Here is a 17,377-nt window from a genome sequence, read left to right as displayed (position 1 = left end):
GGTTTTTCGCGGCTAAGGAATGGCGCTATGAAAATTCAGGCAATGCTGCTGGCGGCCCTGCTGCTCGGCGGTTGTGGCACGATTCAAACGGTGGCGCGCAACGATCAGGCTGCTGTTGACGGACTCAAGCAGCAGAAAAGTTATTGCGGCGCGGTACCGAGAATCTACAGCGGCCTCGCTTATGACTTCTGCACGCTGAACGCTCCGCTGGCCTCAGGCATCGATCCCGATGATCACCGCAACGCGGCGATTCCGGTGGTGCTGGTGGACGCCGTGGTGTCCGGCGCCCTAGATACCTTGCTGCTGCCCTACACCATCTACCGTCAGCAAGTGGACGGCAGCATCGTCATCAACTGAGCAGACACTTTTGTCCAGACGATAAAAAACCCGCCGAAGCGGGTTTTTTATTGCAGCCATTACGATCAGTCGTCGCGGCTCATGATGCCGAACAGTTGCAGCAGGCTGACGAACAGGTTGTAGATCGATACATACAGGCTGATGGTCGCCATGATGTAGTTGCGCTCGCCGCCGTGGATGATCGCGCTGGTCTGGAACAGAATGCAGACCGACGAGAACAGCACGAAGCCGGCGCTGATCGCCAGTTGCAGGCCGCTGATCTGGAAGAAGAAGCTCGCCAGTGTAGCGCCCAGCAGGACAAAGAAACCGGCGGTGATGAAGCCACCGAGGAAGCTCATGTCCTTGCGGGTGATCAGCACGTAGGCCGACAGACCACCGAACACCAGTGCGGTCATGGCGAAAGCCGAGCTGACCACTTCAGCGCCGCCCTGCATGCCCAGGTAACGGTTCAGGATCGGGCCGAGCAGGAAACCCATGAAACCGGTCAACGCGAAGGCGGACACCAGGCCCCACGCGGAATCACGGAGTTTGTTGGTGAGGAAGAACAGCCCGTAGAAGCCGATCAGCACGACGAAAATGTTCGGGTAGCCGACACGCATCTGCTGGGCTACGAAGGCCATCACACCGCTGAATGCGAGAGTCAGAGCCAAGAGACCATAAGTGTTGCGCAGGACGCGGCTAACCTCTAGCTGCTCAGCCTGCACGCTGTTATTAACTGCGTAATCCTGTTCGCGCATGGCGACACTCCTGTTGGTTTGAAACGTTCAGTCGCAAAGATCATAACAGACGCTCTGTAACAAGCCATGCAGAGAGTTTGACAGTGTGTTTCATTCAGGTATTATGGCGCCCGCAACGCAAACGGAGGTGTGGCCGAGTGGTTTAAGGCAACGGTCTTGAAAACCGTCGACTGTAACAGGTCCATGAGTTCGAATCCCATCGCCTCCGCCATCTTTATACGACAAAGCCCTGATTATTCAGGGCTTTGTCGTTTCTGCGAGATATGTTTTGCGCAGCATCGTTTGCGCATCTGTTGAGTCATTTCACAGCAGTGCCTCGTACACCTGAGGCGCTGCTGCCCGAATAGCCAATGCGTACCCGCTCAGCCAAGCGACTCAAAGACAGCCTCCGCACGCTGTTGCACCGGCGCCTGAGGTCTGAGCATTTGCTGCCAGGCGAGCTGCGCCTGGACCTTGGCCACCGAATCCAGCACTTTCTGCGCCCAGCGATCATCCTCGGGATGCACCACGACCACCCGGAAGCCATGATCCTTGCCTTCAATCTGCACGCCCTCCGAATCATCGACATGCAAGTCGATATCGAACGCTGGCGGATACTTGGAAGGCGCATTCGACATCCCGTGCGCCGTCAGGGCACGGTTGTGCAGCACACTGTTGACCACGCCGTCGACGCGGATACCGTACAGCGCCAACCAGCGCCTGATATAGGACGGCGTGCGCCCGGATGAGGTGTAGACCCAGACACTGCAATCCTGGCGACGCAGCTCTCGGATCAGCGATCGTGTGCCCATCCGCAACGGCTCACCCAGCCAGCGATGAATACAGGCCGGTAGTCGACTCTTCTCCACTGCGCAGTGGTGGAGCTGGCAAGCGAGCGTGTCATCGATATCGAACGAAATTCGTATGCGCTGACGTTCGAACAACTGCGGCAAAGCGCAGCGGATAGCCTGCCCTGCCCGGCTGCCGAAGGTTCTCAATCTGGCAAATGCTGGTGCCCAGTTCATCAATGGCCACCTTGAGAGAGAGGCAAAGGCTTGCCTTTGAGAAAGAACTTCATTGGATCGGGCGCCTGTTCTTCTAAGAATGCTGCATATTTTTTCTTGATCTTGGGCAATTCGTACAACGCCTTGACGCCATGCTTGGCGGAGTTGCGGATGACCGAAGACGGGTTGAAATAGCCCTCGGCGTTTTCCAGCGTCAACACGAATGGAGGCAGCCCCGCCCGCATGAGCAGGTAGCTGACAATGAGCGAGCCACTGCGGTTATTGCCTTCGATAAACAGCTGCGGCTTGCTCAGAATGCGCACATAGACACCGGCTGCACGTTTCCAGACTGACTCACTGCGATACGCGCAATACCAGTTGTACAAGTCCTTGATGCCGCCCTCGACGTTGTTGAAGAAATGCGCCTCGGTGGCTGCCAGATGCTGGGCGTATTCCAGCCGGCGCGCCGGATCCCGGCCACAAAGCACTGTGGCATTGATCTCCAGCATCAGGTTCAGTTGCTGCAGATCGAACAGGTCGATGCCGCGGGCAACATATTCGTCAACCAACGCATAACCTTCAAGCACATTGTTCAGGACTTCGTCAGTGAACGGGTCTCGGGGCTCGGTGAAGTGCCGGCTGAGCTCGGCGAAACGGCTCTGCACGTTACGCAGTGCGCGTTCAATCGCAGGCAAATCAAGGCGATGCGTGGCAGGCATTGGAGCTCCTTGGAAACGCTTGGTAAATGTCCGCCGGTGCCCGCCAAATCCATTTGGCTTGTGCAGGTAGGCGGCCGTGACCGGTGCTGTGACTTAGCTGAACTTGCCGCTGATGTAATCGCCGGTCATCTGTTCACGCGGGTTGTCGAAGATCTGCGCCGTCGGGCCCATCTCGACCAGATAACCGGTGCGCGTGCCCTGGGAAATATCCACCGAGAAAAACGCTGTGGTGTCAGCAACACGGATGGCTTGCTGCATGTTGTGAGTGACCAGTGCGATGGTGTAGTCCTTCTTCAACTCGACCATCAACTCTTCGACGCGTCGGGTGGCGATCGGGTCCAGTGCCGAACAAGGCTCATCCAGCAGCAGGACTTCCGGCTCGGTGGCGATTGCCCGGGCGATACACAGGCGTTGCTGCTGGCCACCGGAGAGCGACAGGCCGCTGACCTTGAGCTTGTCCTTGACCTCATCCCATAACGCGGCGCCTTGCAGCGCATGCTTGACGCGGTCACCGATATCGCCCTTGTAGCGATTGAGGCGAAGACCAAAAGCCACGTTGTCGAAGATGCTCATCGAGAACGGGTTAGGCTGCTGAAACACCATACCGATGTAGCGGCGTACGACCACCGGATCGACGCCCTTGCCGTAGACGTCCTGGCCGAGGAAATGCACATGACCCTCGAAACGAAAGCCCTTCACCAGATCGTTCATCCGGTTGAGACTGCGCAGCACGGTGCTTTTGCCGCAGCCTGAGGGACCGATGAATCCGGTGATCTTGTTTTTCTCGATGGGCACGTGGCTGTCACGTACTGCCATGAAGTTGCCGTAGAAAATCTTGTCCAGTTTGCAGTCCATGACTACAGGCGCCTGGGTGACAAACGGAGCGGCAATTTGCGCAGTGGATACGTTCAAAATCAGATGCTCCCGTTCTTAATACTTGGGCTTGCCGAAAATCCGGCTGATGATGTTCACGAACAGCACGATCATCACCAGCACCAACGAGGCCGCCCATGCGAGCTCGATCTGGTTATCGAAAGGCATGCCGGAGAAGTTGTAGATCAGCACCGCCAGCGAGGCAGTCGGATTCATGACATCGAGATTGCCCTGGTGGTAGATCCAGTAGTTGCTGAACAGCGCGGTAAACAACAAAGGTGCCGTCTCGCCTGCGGCACGCGCCACGGCGAGCATCACGCCAGTCAGGATCGCCGGCATGCCGGTCGGCAAGATGATTTTCCAGATGACCTGCGAGCGAGTGCAGCCCATGCCATAAGCAGCATCTTTCATGATCTTGGGCACCATCCGCATCGATTCTTCTGCGGTGAGCACCACGATAGGCAGCATCAGGACGGCGAGCGCCACGCCACCTGCCGGTGCCGAATATGTGCCAGTCGTCATTACAACCAAAGCGTAGGCAAATACACCTGCCAGGATTGATGGCAGGCCCGTAAGCATCTTGGCGGCAAAACGCGCGGCGTTCCCCAGCTTGCTATCCGGCCCCAGTTCAGCCAGAAAAATGGCCGCCATGATCCCGACCGGCACCGCGATCGCTGCCGCGATACCGACCATCACGAAAGTACCCGCCATCGCATTGCCGAAACCGCCACCCATCTCGAAGCCGGTCGGCGGCAGTTCAGTGAAGACTTCCAGGTTCAGACGCGCGCCACCACGAGTGATCAGCATGTAGAGCACGGAAATCAGCGGCACGCTGGCCAGCAAAGCACCTGCCCAGACCAGGGTGGTCAGGATCAGGCTGCGCAGCGCGCGGCCTTCGAACCTGCGTTGCAAACTCGGCATCGCACCGGTTGGCGCCGTCAGGTCTGTTGCTGCGGTCAGATCAGTCATCCCTTGTTACCCCGTTGGGCGTACATCATGATCATCGAGCCGAAAATGTTCACGATCAGCGTAATCAACATCAGCACGAGCGCGGCATACATCAACACCTCGATCTCGTTCGGTCCGGCTTCGGGGAAGTTCAGCGCCAGCAGAGCGGCAAGCGTGTTGGCCGGTGCAAACAACGAGAGGGAAATGTTGTTGGCATTGCCGACCAGCATGGCCAGCGCCATCGTTTCACCCAGCGCGCGCCCCAGGCCCAGCACCAGAGAGCCGAAAATGCCGGTGGCAGCCGAAGGCACCATCACCTTGAGAATCGCTTCCCAATGGGTTGTGCCCATGCCGTACGCGGCCTGTTTGGTTTTCATCGGCACAGCCGTAAGCGCGTCCTGCGACACGGCGGCAATGGTCGGCAGAATCATGATGGCGAGCACCAGAGCTGCGGGCAGCAGGCCCGGACCGCTCAGGGACGTGCCGAAAAAGGGTATCCAGCCCAGCTCGCTGTTCAGCCAGGTCGTCAGCGGCCGAATCGCCGGAATCACCACATAGATCCCCCACAGGCCATAGACCACGCTGGGGATGGCCGCGAGCAGTTCGACGATGGTGCGAAACAGCGCAGCGAGCTTGGTCGGCAGGAAGTCCTGGGTCAGGAAAATCGCCATGCTCACGCCAAAGACACCGGCGATCAGCAAAGCGATGAAGGCGCTGTAAAGCGTGCCCCAGATGGCCGGCAGGATGCCGTATTTGCCCTGGTTGACGTCCCACACACTGCCCAGAAGCACATCAAAGCCGTGCTTCTCCATACCGGGAAGTGCCTTGCGTCCGACTTCGAACACCAGTGCAAATACCAGCGCCAGAATCAGTACCACACCGATGCGCGCGAGCGCGCGGAAGGTGCGATCAACCAGGAAATCCTTCGTCGAGGGTGGCTGGCAGGCAGAGTCGGGATTAACCGGTACGACAAAAGGTTTGTTCATGGGCTAAGTCCGGAACAGGGGGAAAACTCTCCCGGCGTGGTGCAGACGCACACGCCGAGAGAGACCTCACGGCGTTACTGAATGTTGGCGGACGCTTTGCGAACCTGTTCGACGACCGATTGCGGCAACGGGATGTAACCCATCGAATCGGCAATCTTCTGCCCCTCGGTCAGGCTGTATTCGACCATTTCACGCATGGCCTTGGCCTTGGCCGGGTTGCCATTGTCCTTGCGGAAAATCATCCAGGTATAAGAGGTGATCGGGTAGGACTTGGCACCGTCCGGATCAGGCAGCCAGGCCACCAGGTTTTCCGGCATCTTCACCGCCGCCAGGGCCTCGGCACCGCTTTCGGCGTTTGGCACGACGTAATTGCCTGCCTTGTTCTGCAATTGGGCAAAGTCGACCTTGGCCAGCTTGGCGAAGCCATATTCGATGTAACCAATCGCACCAGGGGTCTGGCGTACGGTAGCGGTTACGCCATCGTTTTTCGGCGATTTGATGAACTTGTCACTGGCCGGCCAGTTGACGGTGTTGCCCTCACCCAACGCCTGCTTGAACTCGGCGTTGACGGTTGCCAGGTGCTTGGTGAATACCGCGGTAGTACCGCTGGAATCTGCACGCACGACAACCGTGATCGGCGTATCGGAGAGTTTCAGGTCCGGGTTGGCTGCGACGATCTGCGGATCGTTCCAGCGCGTGATCTTGCCCAGGAAAATGTTGGAATAGACGTCGCGTGGCAGCTTCAGGCCCTTGGGATTGCCCGGCAGGTTATAGGCCAGCACGATTTCCCCGGCGGTCATTGGCAGCAACTGCACGCCTTCGGCGACCTTGGCGATATCTTCGTCTTTCATTGCCGAGTCACTGGCAGCGAAATCCACGGTTTTGTTCAAGAAGTCCTGTACGCCCGCGCCACTGCCCTTGGATTGGTAATCGACAGTGACACCATCGGATTTCTTGCTGAAATCCTTGAACCATGTCAGATAGATCGGCGCCGGGAAACTTGCTCCGGACCCCGTCAGGCGAACATTTTCTGCTGCAAAGGAGGCCGAGGTGGCACAAAGAGATACCGCAATGGCGAGCGCAGCAGACTTCATCAAACTTTTCATTAAATGACACCTAGTGATTACGGGCTCCCGAACTCTGCAGCAGTTTTGTGACGATTTCATGAAAGCAAAGTGGCAAGCGTTACCCTCATGGTCCGCAGCAGCGCCTATGGATGTAATCGGCCTCCGGGTTTCGAAAAATCGAATCTTCCTGTGCCGGACTTGTCACTACCCCCTGATCCCGAGCAGTCACGTGCGAGGTTCACATTGCAAAAACGCTACTTTTCCCCAGCCTTTATGGCCCTCAACCGGAAATGGCGTTAGCATTTCACTCATTCGGCTGAACAAGCCTGTTTATTCAGATCAGGGTTGCATTGTGGAAAAGCTAAAACGCCTTCAAAGCGGGATCGAAGGGCTCGACGCGCTGCTTCAGGGGGGCTTTGTCGCGGGCGCCTCGTACATCATTCAAGGGCGTCCGGGCTCCGGCAAGACCATCCTTGCCAATCAGCTCGGATTTCACCACGCCCGAAACGGCGGCCGTGTGCTGGTCGCCACGTTGCTGGCCGAGTCCCACGACCGTCTGTTCCAGTTTCTGTCGACCATGAGTTTCTTCGACGCCTCGCGAGTCGGCGCCGAAATTCAGTTTGTCAGCGCATTCGATACGCTGGAAAACGAAGGCCTCGATGAGGTAGTGAAGCTGCTGCGACGCGAAATCACCCGGCAGAAGGCGACCGTCATGGTCGTCGACGGCCTGCTCAACGCACGCTCCAAGGCCGACTCGCCGATCGATACGAAAAAATTCATCTCCGAACTGCAAGGCCATGCGGCGTTCGCCGGTTGCACCGTGCTGTTTCTCACCAGCTCGCGCCTGGACGACGGCAGCCCCGAGCACACGATGGTCGACGGCGTCATCGAAATGGGTGAAGAGCTGTTCGGTACCCGTTCGGTGCGCCGCATTCATTTGCGCAAGACTCGCGGCAGCGGCGCGTTGACCGGTCTTCACGAGTGCGAGATCACCGATAACGGCCTGGTCGTCTACCCTCGCCTCGAAAGCCTCTACAAGCGCCCTTCCGCCCCTGACAGCGCGGACATGACGCGCATCCCCAGCGGCATTGCTTCACTGGATGACATCCTCGGTGGTGGCTTGCACAGCTCCAGCGTGACGCTGGTCATGGGGCCTTCCGGGATCGGCAAGACCACGCTGGGTCTGAAGTTCATCGCACAGTCGACGGCCGAAGCGCCGGGCCTGCACTTCGGCTTCTATGAAAGCCCGCAGCGGCTGCGGCTCAAAGGCCGTTCGCTGGGCATTGATATCGAACACATGGAACACAGCGGTGCGCTGAGCATTGCCTGGCAGCCAACTACCGAAGGCTTGCTGGACGGCCTCGGCGCACGCCTGCTGAGCCTGGTCGATGAAAAAGGCATCAAGCGCCTGTTCATCGATAGCCTCAGCGGCATGACTCGGGTTTCAACCACACCGGAACGCATCACCGACTTTTTCAGCGCGCTGATGAATGAGCTGCGATCCAGAGGCGTTACGGTGTTCGCCTCATGGGAAATGCGCGATTTGTTCGGCTCCGAGGTCAGCGCACCGAACTCCGACCTGTCCAGTATTGTCGACAACCTGATGCTCATGCGTTTCTTTGAGAATCACGCTGAACTTCACAGGACGCTTTCCATTCTCAAGATACGTGATAGCTCCTACAACCCGTCGCGGTTCGAGGTGGTTATCCGTGATCAAGATGTGTTCCTGGAAAAGGCTTTGAAAAATGAACCTTCAGTCACAGCTGAGTCATTGCCTGGTTCAATTTCGTAAGTCTGCAAGCGGGTTGAAATAACATGACCACCATCCTGGTAGTCGACGACGAGTATCTGATTGCTGACATTCTTGGCTTTGCGCTTGAGGATGAGGGCTTCATGACTGTGACCGCGAGCAATGGCAAGAAGGCTCTCGAAGTGCTGGAAAGAGAACGTCCAGCCCTGGTCATCACTGACTTCATGATGCCGGTCATGGACGGCCTCGAATTCGCCGAAGCCGTGCGTGCCCAGCCGTCCGTCAAACACTTGCCGATCATTCTCATGAGTGGCGCGCAAGCGCACATCGGCATGCAGCGTTCGGATCTGTTTGATGTGGTGGTGCCCAAGCCGTTTGATATTGCGGTGATTGTGGCTGAGGTAAAGAGGCTGTTGGGCTCATAGATACTCGACGACAAAGGCAATTTCGGCATTGGCATCGCCCGCTCGCATTTGCGCATTGGAAGGCTCGATGCGCACGAAGCGGGCTTGCAAGGAAACGGATGCATTACCGCCGCTTGATGTTGGCGCTTTCATTATGTAATTCTGGTTCAGCTTGAGTATCGTCCTGTCACTGAAGCGCATTTGCAATGCCAGCCCTTTGGCAGTGGAATTACTGTTGAGGTGTACCACGCCGGTATCAGCGCTCCATGCAGGGCTGCCCGCAGTGGGCGAAAAGGAGTACCTGAAGTTATTGATTCCGGGAGGACAGTTTTTCATATCAAGAAAGAAATATTTCTCCTTGGCATAGTCACCGTTCTGCAAAAAATCGCTCATGGTGTAGCTGCCCATATCCACTTTCACATCAGGTGTTTCACAAGACTGCGAGACGATCCGCGTGCCATTTGTATTCATTGCCAGAGGCTCGATTTCTGCAGCGACGAAGGTCCCAAGTTGGCCTGAGGGTATCGTCGCACTGCCGGAAATAGTTCCCGTCTTTACAAAACGCAAGATGTGCTCAGAACCATTCCAACCCCAACCGCCAGCAGTGTCGGTAGTTCCTGGAAAGCCTTTCCACGCTTTCCCCGATGGCGGTCGGACCCATTGCCAGCCGATTCCGGTATTTCCGATAGGAAAAATCTCCGCGCCCGGCTGAGTAACGCCGACAGTATTGCGTACACCTTCGTTGTGTACCGCAGAGCACCTGAATGAGCTGGGTATGGCGCCCAGGGTCACGATCGGGCTTTCATAGATAACCGTGCCGTTGGGCGTGTCACGAGGCACCGAGATCGTGGCTGGAAGAACCACCCTGACACTGCCCTTGGAATGGTCGGGATAAAATTCGCAAACTGCAGCCATTGCGTTAAATGGCAGTAAATACAAAAAACCGACAATTAAAACATGGGAAAACTTCATAGCAATCTCTCTGAACTCGCCGTGTTTGCAAACATTTGAATGGCGGACGATTGCGTGAACTATCAGCAGTAAACGCCACCAAAGCGGCAGCAGACGATAATGAAAAAAAGGAGCTTGAGCAAAAAGTTTATTTATTCGCAAACAAGACAATTCTCATGGACCCACAAGAAACTTTAGATAGTCGGTTTAAACAAGAAGCCTTCTGCGAATTCGTTAACAAATGTTAGCCGTTATCGACATACGCAAATAGAGCACAATTTAAGACTCGTCTTAAAGGCCCAGCGAATCGAGGTTATTACACTGTCTACTCTTGATAGGAGAAACGATTCCGTGAGAGCCCTCGATACCCTCAATAGCTCAAAACCCCAGAGCAACGCCGCCATCTACTGCCTGACCATTCTTGCGCTGGCACTGATCGCCATGACTGTGGTCGCCGGCTACCAACTCAATGAACTGTTTCCACTGAAGGCTGTGGTGCAACAACAGGAGGTCCAACTCACCCAGCGCGCCGATGCAATCCAGTCGATGAGCGCAGAACTGAAGCGCCTGGCGGAACAGAAACAGGTTTTGGAAGCCGACCTGCTTAGCGCAAAGGAACAGGCGAAGGCCGCTGAGCACGCAAAAACCGAACTCGAAAACAATCGACAGGCAGCCCTGACCAGCGCGGCGTTAGAGGATGAAGATTCACTGTGCGCGATCATCGAGCAAAACATCCGACTTGTTGCGGACCAACTCAATCGCGACGATTTCTTCCGCCTGCGTGATGAGCGCGAAGCTGAAGCCGAAGCGGTACTTGAAAGCTATGAAAAACAACTCGCCAGCTGCATTGAGCAGTTGACAGCACAAACCGCATCGCCAGCACAAACTGACTCTGCACCCCATGCGCAAGACTTTGCTGCGCCGATCGAGCGCTGATCAAAAAGCCCTGGTAGCCAGGGCTTTACGTTTACTGATTAAAGTTTGAATTCCTTGGTCAATTTGTTCAGCGACGCCGCCAATTGCGACAGCTCCGCCGATGCGACTGCCGTCTGTTTCGACCCCTCTGCGGTTTCACATGACAGGTCACGAATGCTGATCAGGCTGCGGTCGACTTCCCGCGCAACCTGAGCCTGCTCCTCGGCAGCGGTTGCCATCAGCAGGTTTCGCTCGTTGATGAGATTCAGCGAGCCAGTGATGTCGGTCAGCACTTCGCCGGCGATATTGGCCATTTCGAGCGTTCTCTCGGCCTGAGCGCGGGTGTGGCTCATGGAGGAAACTGCGCGGCTGGTGCCCGACTGAATGGAGCTGACCATGGACTCGATGTCCTCGGTCGACTTCTGAGTACGCTGCGCCAGCCCTCTCACCTCATCGGCAACCACGGCAAAACCGCGACCCGCCTCCCCCGCCCGCGCTGCTTCGATCGCTGCGTTCAAGGCAAGCAGATTGGTTTGTTCGGCAACCTCTCGGATAACGTCCAGCACGCTGCTGATATCGCTCGCCATGGTCGATAGCGCCTGCACCTCAGCCGAGGTGCTGTGCACGCTGGACACCATCAGGTTGATTGCGGCTACCGTGTCGCTGACCTGGCTTCGACCGGCGACGGCTGCGGCACTTGATTCCGACGTCAACTGCGAGGTCGATGCGGCGTTGTCTGCAACCTGCTCCACCGCTGCACTCATTTCAGTGACGGCGGTGGCGGCCATTTCGATTTCATGGCTCTGACGTTGAGTGATACGCGAGATATCTTCAGTGACGCCGTGCATGACCTCCGAGGTCTCGGCCAACTGCGTGGACGAATCACGGATCATGATCAAGGCATCTCGCAGACTGGTTTGCATCGCCGCCAATGACGACAGCATTTGCGCGGCCTCATCGGAGCCATCCAGCGCAATGGTTTCGCTCAGATCATTGGCGGCGATGCATTCCGCCACCCTTAGCGAGCCTGCAATGGGTACCGTCAGGCTGCGGGTATACAACACGGCCAGGGCCAACGAAGCACCGATCGCGATGAGAATGAACACACTGACGATCAACAGCGTGTGCTCATAGACATTGTCGGCCTGCTTGCCCGCCTCATAAGCTTCTATTTCGTTGAGTGCAATCAGCTTCTTGAGCGCGACTTGTACACCATCCGAGGCAGCACGCATCTGATTCTTTGACAACGCAATGGCCGCTTCAAGCTGCCCGTTCGCCACGGTTTGAAGGTATTGCTCCTGAGCCAGATCGTTGACCTTCTGTGCTTTGGCAAACTCCTCGAACGCCTCGCGCCCAGCGTCAGTGGCCAGCAGATCAATGAGCGCTTGCTGATGTTTTTTGATCAGCTGACGCGACTGCTGAATGTCCATCAGGGCTTGCGCCTTGCGCTCAGGGGTTTCGATGGGATTGCGCAAGCGAGCGTTGTTGCCCTTGATTTCGACGAACTCTCGATCGAGTTGGCCGAGCAGCTTGATACTCGGCACGATCGTCGTCTCGACGTACGTTTCTGCCTTGTTGAGCAAGTCGACTTGCTGCAGAGCGATCAATCCGATCGCGATAATCATGAGACAGAACAAGCCGAAACACAGCGCCGAACGAGGCGCGAGATTGAGTTTACGAAGCAGCATGATGCCTTACCTTAGAGTGTATTCAAGACAATGGGGCAAACGAGTGGGCGGCACAGCAGGCGCTGGGCAATAGCACCTCAGCGTCTACGTGGATCATCGCGGGAAGGTGAAGCAGCTAGCGGTTTGCGCACGAAGAGAGTGTGGAGTCGGTCGAGGCCGGCTCCGCAAGTTCCTTGAGCGCCGGGTCGGCCAGCATCAGAAAATCTGCCAGGCGCGGCAGATTGATTTTCGAGACCAGGCGCATCCAGCGTTGCGGATGCGGGTTGAAGAAGGTCTTCGACCACTGGTGATCATCGTTGGGATTGAAAATCAGCAGATGACGAATCAGCGGGTTTTCCCCGAAAAAGTCGAGCGGATCCATCGCCATTTCGCTGAGCAACTCAGCATTGACGACGACCAGGCTCAACCGTTGAGGGCAGTAATACGTCAGTATTTTCAGGTCACGATAAGTGCAAACGTTCAAGACGCTGAGACAGCCCAGCTTGTTGAACTGCTGTTCGATTGACAGACCTCTGCGCACATCGCTATCGGCGATCAGGATCCGCAAGGATCGACTGCGGTTATTTTCAAGAAACATCGGACACCTTTGGCAGCTCCATTCTTCCTTTCAAGAAAATAACCAAGGGCCAACCTGCCTGATATGAGACTTGTCTCAAAAATGAACGCAGGGATAGATGATAAAAAGCCACACCTTGACGACAGCCCAAGCGATCGGCGCATGGTCTGGCTCAGAAAGTGTTGAAGGAGGGATTTTGCAACGCAGGGGAGTGGCGACAAGCCAGAAGCGCGGGACGGTTCTGTGCGAACCAGACAATTCTCATTATTAACGCCCCTTTTTGTCAGTAACCTTGAAACAAGGGGCGCAGACTCATTCTTTCCAAGCCATCAAGGCAGCGTCATCGTCACTACGTAATTACCGCTCGTTATCTGGTGACCCTTGTTGTCCGTGAGCAGCAAGCGCTGGTCGTAATAATCGTCCTGCTCATGAGTATCGGCAATCACCTTCACAAACACCTGCTGGCGCGACTCACCTCGCCCTGCCGCACTGACGTTGTTCACGGTAAAAATCTGCCCGGTGCTTGCCTGGGGGCAATCAAGCAACTCGACAGAAGAATGGCTGGCGCCACTCGCAATGCAACTTGCCTCGACAATTCGACCGCTGAAGCGAATCACTCCGCTGACCGGCGCAGACTGGGCTGCGCTGACGGTGTCAAAACCGAGCAGGCAAAGGCAGGCAATCAATAAAGGACGTCGAATGATCATCGCGAAACTCCATGGTTATTAACCAAGGTATCGCCCGCTGCAAAATGATCTTTAACGTCAGCTTCAATGCAAGGCCAGTCGGATGGTCATGAGCCGATACGTTTACAGCTCGATCCGTTTGATTTTCTTGATCAGATCAGCCTGTGCATGCTCCAGCTTCAATGCACTGCGATTGAGGTCCAGCGGATCGATAACAGGCGCCTCGCACTCGGCTTCAAGCTCGTTACACGCCTCAATGACCTGATGCTCGGCAACAATGCGCGCCGCCCCCTTGATGCGGTGCGCCAGGTCAGCCAACAGCCCGGGATCGCTTTCGGGTATTAGCGAATGCAACTCCTCCAGATCCTTTTCGCAACTCGACAGCGCCTCGCGCAGAAGTTCTTTCATCATGTCGAGATCGCCTCCGGTGAGCTCGTCAAGACGCTCGCGAATCGAACCCAGCTCCTTGATAGTCGCCGCAGGCGGGCTTTCAAATGGCTGGGTTTCAACATTTTTTTCCCAGCCTGCAAGCATGATCGACAAGGTGCCGAGACTGATCGGTTTGAACAGACAATCATCCATCCCGGCCTCCCGGCATTTCACTTTTTCTTCCGGCTGCGCGTTGGCCGTGAAGCCCAGTACGATGCACGGCGATCCACCACTTTCGCGTTCGTCCTGGCGAATGGTGCGGGCCAGCTCATAGCCGTTCATGACCGGCATGTTGCAGTCCGTGATCACAATGTCGAACGGCTCCGAGCGCCACAGCGCCAATGCCTGGGCACCGTCGGCGGCATCACGCACCGCCTGGCCAAGGAAACTCAGCTGCTGCGTCAACAGCAGGCGGTTGGCGCTCTGGTCATCGACTACGAGAATCCTGAGTGTCGGTACCGGTTTGTCCTGAACAACCGAAACAGGCAGCACTTTGCCGCCAAGCGGGCTGAGAATATTGAAGAACAGCGACACTTCCAGGCAGGTGCCTTTGCCAAGCGTACTGGTAATGTTCAGCCGCCCGCCCATCAATTCGCACAATGAACGGGAGATCGCCAGTCCCAGACCGGTGCCGCCTCTGCTGGAGGGGCCATGATTGGCTTGGGAAAACGGCTGGAACAGATTCTGCAGATCGGCGCTGGAAATGCCGATGCCGGTGTCCTCGACCTTGAGGTCGACCTGTAAGCGTTCGTCAGCGAGACGTTGGCCGCGAATCGAGACGGTGACATGACCGGTGTCGGTAAACTTGATCGCGTTGCCCACCAGGTTCGAGAGCACCTGCTGGAAGCGCATCGGATCAACCAATACGTCACAGCCGACAGTGGCGTCGATGTCGAGCTTAAGCACCAGACTCTTCTGCCTGGCCAAGCCGTCGAACACCCGCGCCACGGATTCGACCAATTCGCGCAGGTTGGCACGTTTCGGCGAAAGGCTGACATGGCCCGATTCGATGCGTACCACATCGAGGATATCGCCGATCAGTTCCAGCAGACCTTTTGCCGAGTCGTATGCCACTTCAATCGCCGGCCGATCGAAGTGACCTTGCTCGGCACGCTTGAGGGTAAGTTCGAGCATGCCGATCACGGCGCTCATCGGCGTACGGATTTCGTGGCTCATGGTCGCCAGGAACGTGGTTTTGGCGCGGCTCGACTCGTCAGCCAGCTCTTTCGCCGAACGCAACTCCTCGATCAGTTCACGGCGTTCGCTGATATCGATCCAGCCGCAGATCACGCCTCTGACTTCACCCGCCGTGTCGTGATACGGCTGGATCCAGTGGTAAATGATCAGCCGCGTATCACCCACATGCAGCGTGCGATCCACCTCGTAAGGTTCGTCCTGCTCGATGACGCGCAGGTAGTCGTCGTGAAATTGCAACGCCTCCTGACGATTGCGCTTGCCGCTTTCGAGCACGGTCTTGCCGATCACGTCCTTTTCTGACAGGCCAAATGTTTGCAGATAATTATTATTGCAGGTCACCAGCCGACCTTCCCGGTCACGTACGTAAATGGGATGCGGCGTGCCGTTGATCAGCGCCCCCATGAACTTCAGCTGATCGCCGAGCAAGCGCTCTGCACGACTGCGTTCGCGAATCTGCCGACGGATGTAGAAATTCCACGCCAGCGATCCCAGGATAATCAGGAACGCGCCAGCGCTGATCTGGTAGATCAGCGCCTTGTAATCGCGCCACGACAACCCCGAAAACGCTGCAATGGGACGCCACCTGTTGAGGATTACGTCCAGCTCATCCGGCGGAATGCTCAGCAGCGCCTTGTTCAGAATGCTGACCAGTTCGGTATCGGCACGCCGCGCGGCGAAAGCGAGGAAGCCTTTGTTCATGCCGACGATGTTGGAGATACGCAAGCTGTCGCTGTAGATGTGGGCGATGTAGTAGCGCGCACTGTGCAACGTGGTAATCATCGCGTCCGCTCGACCGTCCTTCACGTCAGCCAAGGCGCCCAGAACTGTTTCGTTATCAACGATCTCGATGTCGGGGTAGTCCTTGAGCAGCTCACGCTCAGCCGAACTTTCGGGCACTGCGACGCGCTTGCCGCGCAGCTCCTGCAGGCTTGAAGGCGCGCCTGCGTCCTTGGTGGTGACGATCACAAAGGGGCTGGCAAGGAACGGATGAGTGAAACGCATGCCGACTTCCCGCGAGACCGTTGGTGTCAGCAGAGAAATATCCGCGCTGCCATCCAGCAGACGCGTGCTCAGACTGGAAAAGCTGTCGGTGCGCTCGACATTGATCTGCAAGCCGGTACGCCGCTGGATGAGCTCGAGCAGATCAGCGCCGATCCCGCCAAAGTTGCCGTCACCATCAAAGAATGCAAACGGTGCCTGATCGTCATTGATCACGAACCGCGCGACCGGATGCAGCTCAAGCCAACGTGCTTCGCCGGGTGTCAGGTCAATGCGTTTGGGCGTCAGCGCCCCGCCGCCGCCCGACCAGCGCTTGGTAATTTCGGCAATCTTCGCATCACCCAGCGACTCGAGGGTCGAATCGATCAGACGCAGCAATTGGTCGTTGCCCCGGCGCAAGGCAAAGCTGAAACCGCTGGTTTGGGTTTTGACGAAAGAGTGCAGCCGCACATAGTTGAAGTAGTTGAGGTTGATCAGGTAATTGCTCGACACCGTATCGCCGAGAAACAGGTCGACCTTGCCAAAAGCCAGCGCAGCCAGTGCCAACTCGTTCGATGGAAAAAGCACGAATTCGGCGTTGGGGTATAACGCGTGTAATTGACTGGAAGGCAGGTAATCGTCGGCAACCGCAATACGCAAACCGGCCAGATTGGCCGGCATCGGGCGCCGATCATCACCGCGCATGAACATTGCCGGCACGTCTTCGACATAAGGCTTACTGAGCGTGACGAGGCCGTCGATCAACTCGAAACTGTTGGAACTGCCCAGCATGTCGATGTCGCCACGCTCGAGCGCCGCCATGGCGTCGCGACGGTCGGGATAAGCCTTGACGGTAACTTCGACATGCAAGGCCTGACCGATAATGCAGGCGATGTCGGCGGCTATTCCCTCGTACCGCGTACCGCTGGCGGTCATGACATAAGGCGGGAAATCCGGAAGCGCCGAGCCCAGCACCAGACTGCGCTTCTGCCGCAGCCAACTCCAGTCTTCATTGGCCAGATCGACCTGTAGCTCCTTGCAGTCAGACCGACCGAACACCTGCAGAGTGCGCGGCTCTGCTGCCCACAACGACCCGCTACCGAACATGACAAGCACACTGACTAGCAAAACACCGCGCAACAGATGAAACATA

Annotated in this window: 16 protein-coding genes and 1 tRNA gene; 5 read left to right on the top strand and 12 right to left on the bottom strand. The window is 56.8% G+C overall.

Going from position 1 to position 17,377, the window contains the following annotated elements:
- Positions 1-27 precede the first annotated feature (27 nt).
- Positions 28-357: a YceK/YidQ family lipoprotein gene (locus AB4N73_RS07660; RefSeq protein ID WP_041481021.1), complete on the top strand. Its 330-nt coding sequence runs from the start codon at positions 28-30 to the stop codon at positions 355-357.
- A 65-nt stretch (positions 358-422) separates the two neighbouring features.
- On the opposite strand, the gene AB4N73_RS07655 is transcribed toward AB4N73_RS07660, so the two are convergent.
- On the bottom strand, positions 423-1,094 hold the full coding sequence (locus tag AB4N73_RS07655; RefSeq protein ID WP_008006561.1) for a Bax inhibitor-1/YccA family protein: 672 nt from the start codon (positions 1,092-1,094) through the stop codon (positions 423-425).
- A gap of 123 nt (positions 1,095-1,217) precedes the next feature.
- Between AB4N73_RS07655 and AB4N73_RS07650 the strand changes: the two genes are divergently transcribed.
- A tRNA-Ser gene (locus tag AB4N73_RS07650) sits at positions 1,218-1,305 on the top strand.
- A 151-nt stretch (positions 1,306-1,456) separates the two neighbouring features.
- On the opposite strand, the gene AB4N73_RS07645 is transcribed toward AB4N73_RS07650, so the two are convergent.
- The 6 genes from AB4N73_RS07645 to pstS all read right to left on the bottom strand — a co-directional run bounded on the left by AB4N73_RS07645 (position 1,457) and on the right by pstS (position 6,709).
- A complete protein-coding gene (locus tag AB4N73_RS07645; protein ID WP_236169731.1) occupies positions 1,457-2,098 on the bottom strand; it encodes a hypothetical protein in 642 nt (213 codons plus the stop codon).
- Entirely contained in the window at positions 2,098-2,796 is a 699-nt protein-coding gene (locus tag AB4N73_RS07640) for a hypothetical protein (protein ID WP_056785687.1), read from the bottom strand. The genes AB4N73_RS07645 and AB4N73_RS07640 overlap by 1 nt, the downstream gene beginning before the upstream one ends.
- 93 nt (positions 2,797-2,889) lie before the next feature.
- Complete coding sequence (gene pstB / locus AB4N73_RS07635) at positions 2,890-3,651, bottom strand: phosphate ABC transporter ATP-binding protein PstB (protein WP_016774591.1); 762 nt, start codon at positions 3,649-3,651, stop codon at positions 2,890-2,892.
- Between the two features lie 75 nt (positions 3,652-3,726).
- Positions 3,727-4,638: a phosphate ABC transporter permease PstA gene (pstA, locus tag AB4N73_RS07630; protein ID WP_460143192.1), complete on the bottom strand. Its 912-nt coding sequence runs from the start codon at positions 4,636-4,638 to the stop codon at positions 3,727-3,729.
- Complete coding sequence (pstC, locus tag AB4N73_RS07625; RefSeq protein WP_095179884.1) at positions 4,635-5,603, bottom strand: phosphate ABC transporter permease subunit PstC; 969 nt, start codon at positions 5,601-5,603, stop codon at positions 4,635-4,637. Before pstC ends, pstA begins: the two co-directional genes overlap by 4 nt.
- Positions 5,604-5,677: 74 nt before the next feature.
- Entirely contained in the window at positions 5,678-6,709 is a 1,032-nt protein-coding gene (gene pstS / locus AB4N73_RS07620; protein WP_051600442.1) for a phosphate ABC transporter substrate-binding protein PstS, read from the bottom strand.
- A 313-nt stretch (positions 6,710-7,022) separates the two neighbouring features.
- On the opposite strand from pstS, the gene AB4N73_RS07615 reads away from it, so the two are divergent.
- Both AB4N73_RS07615 and AB4N73_RS07610 read left to right on the top strand, forming a co-directional pair.
- Positions 7,023-8,462 carry an ATPase domain-containing protein gene (locus AB4N73_RS07615; protein WP_041478782.1) on the top strand — a complete coding sequence of 480 codons (1,440 nt, stop codon included), beginning with the start codon at positions 7,023-7,025 and terminating at the stop codon, positions 8,460-8,462.
- A 23-nt stretch (positions 8,463-8,485) separates the two neighbouring features.
- Complete coding sequence (locus AB4N73_RS07610) at positions 8,486-8,845, top strand: response regulator (RefSeq protein ID WP_016774585.1); 360 nt, start codon at positions 8,486-8,488, stop codon at positions 8,843-8,845.
- Here AB4N73_RS07610 and AB4N73_RS07605 read toward each other — a convergent pair.
- The gene (locus AB4N73_RS07605) at positions 8,840-9,796 is read right to left on the bottom strand and encodes a fimbrial protein (RefSeq protein WP_056785684.1); all 957 of its coding nucleotides are present in this window, start codon (positions 9,794-9,796) and stop codon (positions 8,840-8,842) included. The two genes, AB4N73_RS07610 and AB4N73_RS07605, sit on opposite strands and share 6 nt — an antisense overlap.
- A 330-nt stretch (positions 9,797-10,126) precedes the next feature.
- Here AB4N73_RS07605 and AB4N73_RS07600 point away from each other — a divergent pair, with 330 nt between their 5' ends.
- Complete coding sequence (locus AB4N73_RS07600; RefSeq protein WP_056785683.1) at positions 10,127-10,711, top strand: hypothetical protein; 585 nt, start codon at positions 10,127-10,129, stop codon at positions 10,709-10,711.
- Between the two features lie 38 nt (positions 10,712-10,749).
- Here AB4N73_RS07600 and AB4N73_RS07595 read toward each other — a convergent pair whose 3' ends face one another.
- The 4 genes from AB4N73_RS07595 to AB4N73_RS07580 form a co-directional block, all read right to left on the bottom strand.
- Positions 10,750-12,378: a methyl-accepting chemotaxis protein gene (locus AB4N73_RS07595; RefSeq protein ID WP_095179876.1), complete on the bottom strand. Its 1,629-nt coding sequence runs from the start codon at positions 12,376-12,378 to the stop codon at positions 10,750-10,752.
- A 115-nt stretch (positions 12,379-12,493) separates the two neighbouring features.
- On the bottom strand, positions 12,494-12,955 hold the full coding sequence (locus AB4N73_RS07590) for a hypothetical protein (protein WP_056785680.1): 462 nt from the start codon (positions 12,953-12,955) through the stop codon (positions 12,494-12,496).
- Positions 12,956-13,263: 308 nt separating this feature from the next.
- Positions 13,264-13,641 (bottom strand): type 1 fimbrial protein, encoded by a 378-nt coding sequence (locus tag AB4N73_RS07585; RefSeq protein WP_016774580.1) that lies wholly within the window; start codon positions 13,639-13,641, stop codon positions 13,264-13,266.
- A 102-nt stretch (positions 13,642-13,743) separates the two neighbouring features.
- Positions 13,744-17,376 carry a transporter substrate-binding domain-containing protein gene (locus AB4N73_RS07580; RefSeq protein ID WP_258708114.1) on the bottom strand — a complete coding sequence of 1,211 codons (3,633 nt, stop codon included), beginning with the start codon at positions 17,374-17,376 and terminating at the stop codon, positions 13,744-13,746.
- Between the last annotated feature and the right edge of the window lies 1 nt (position 17,377).

It is taken from the genome of Pseudomonas sp. S3_B08, from assembly GCF_054667725.1.
Note: the sequence above shows the minus strand (reverse complement) of the source record. Positions and strands in the feature narration are given on the sequence as shown.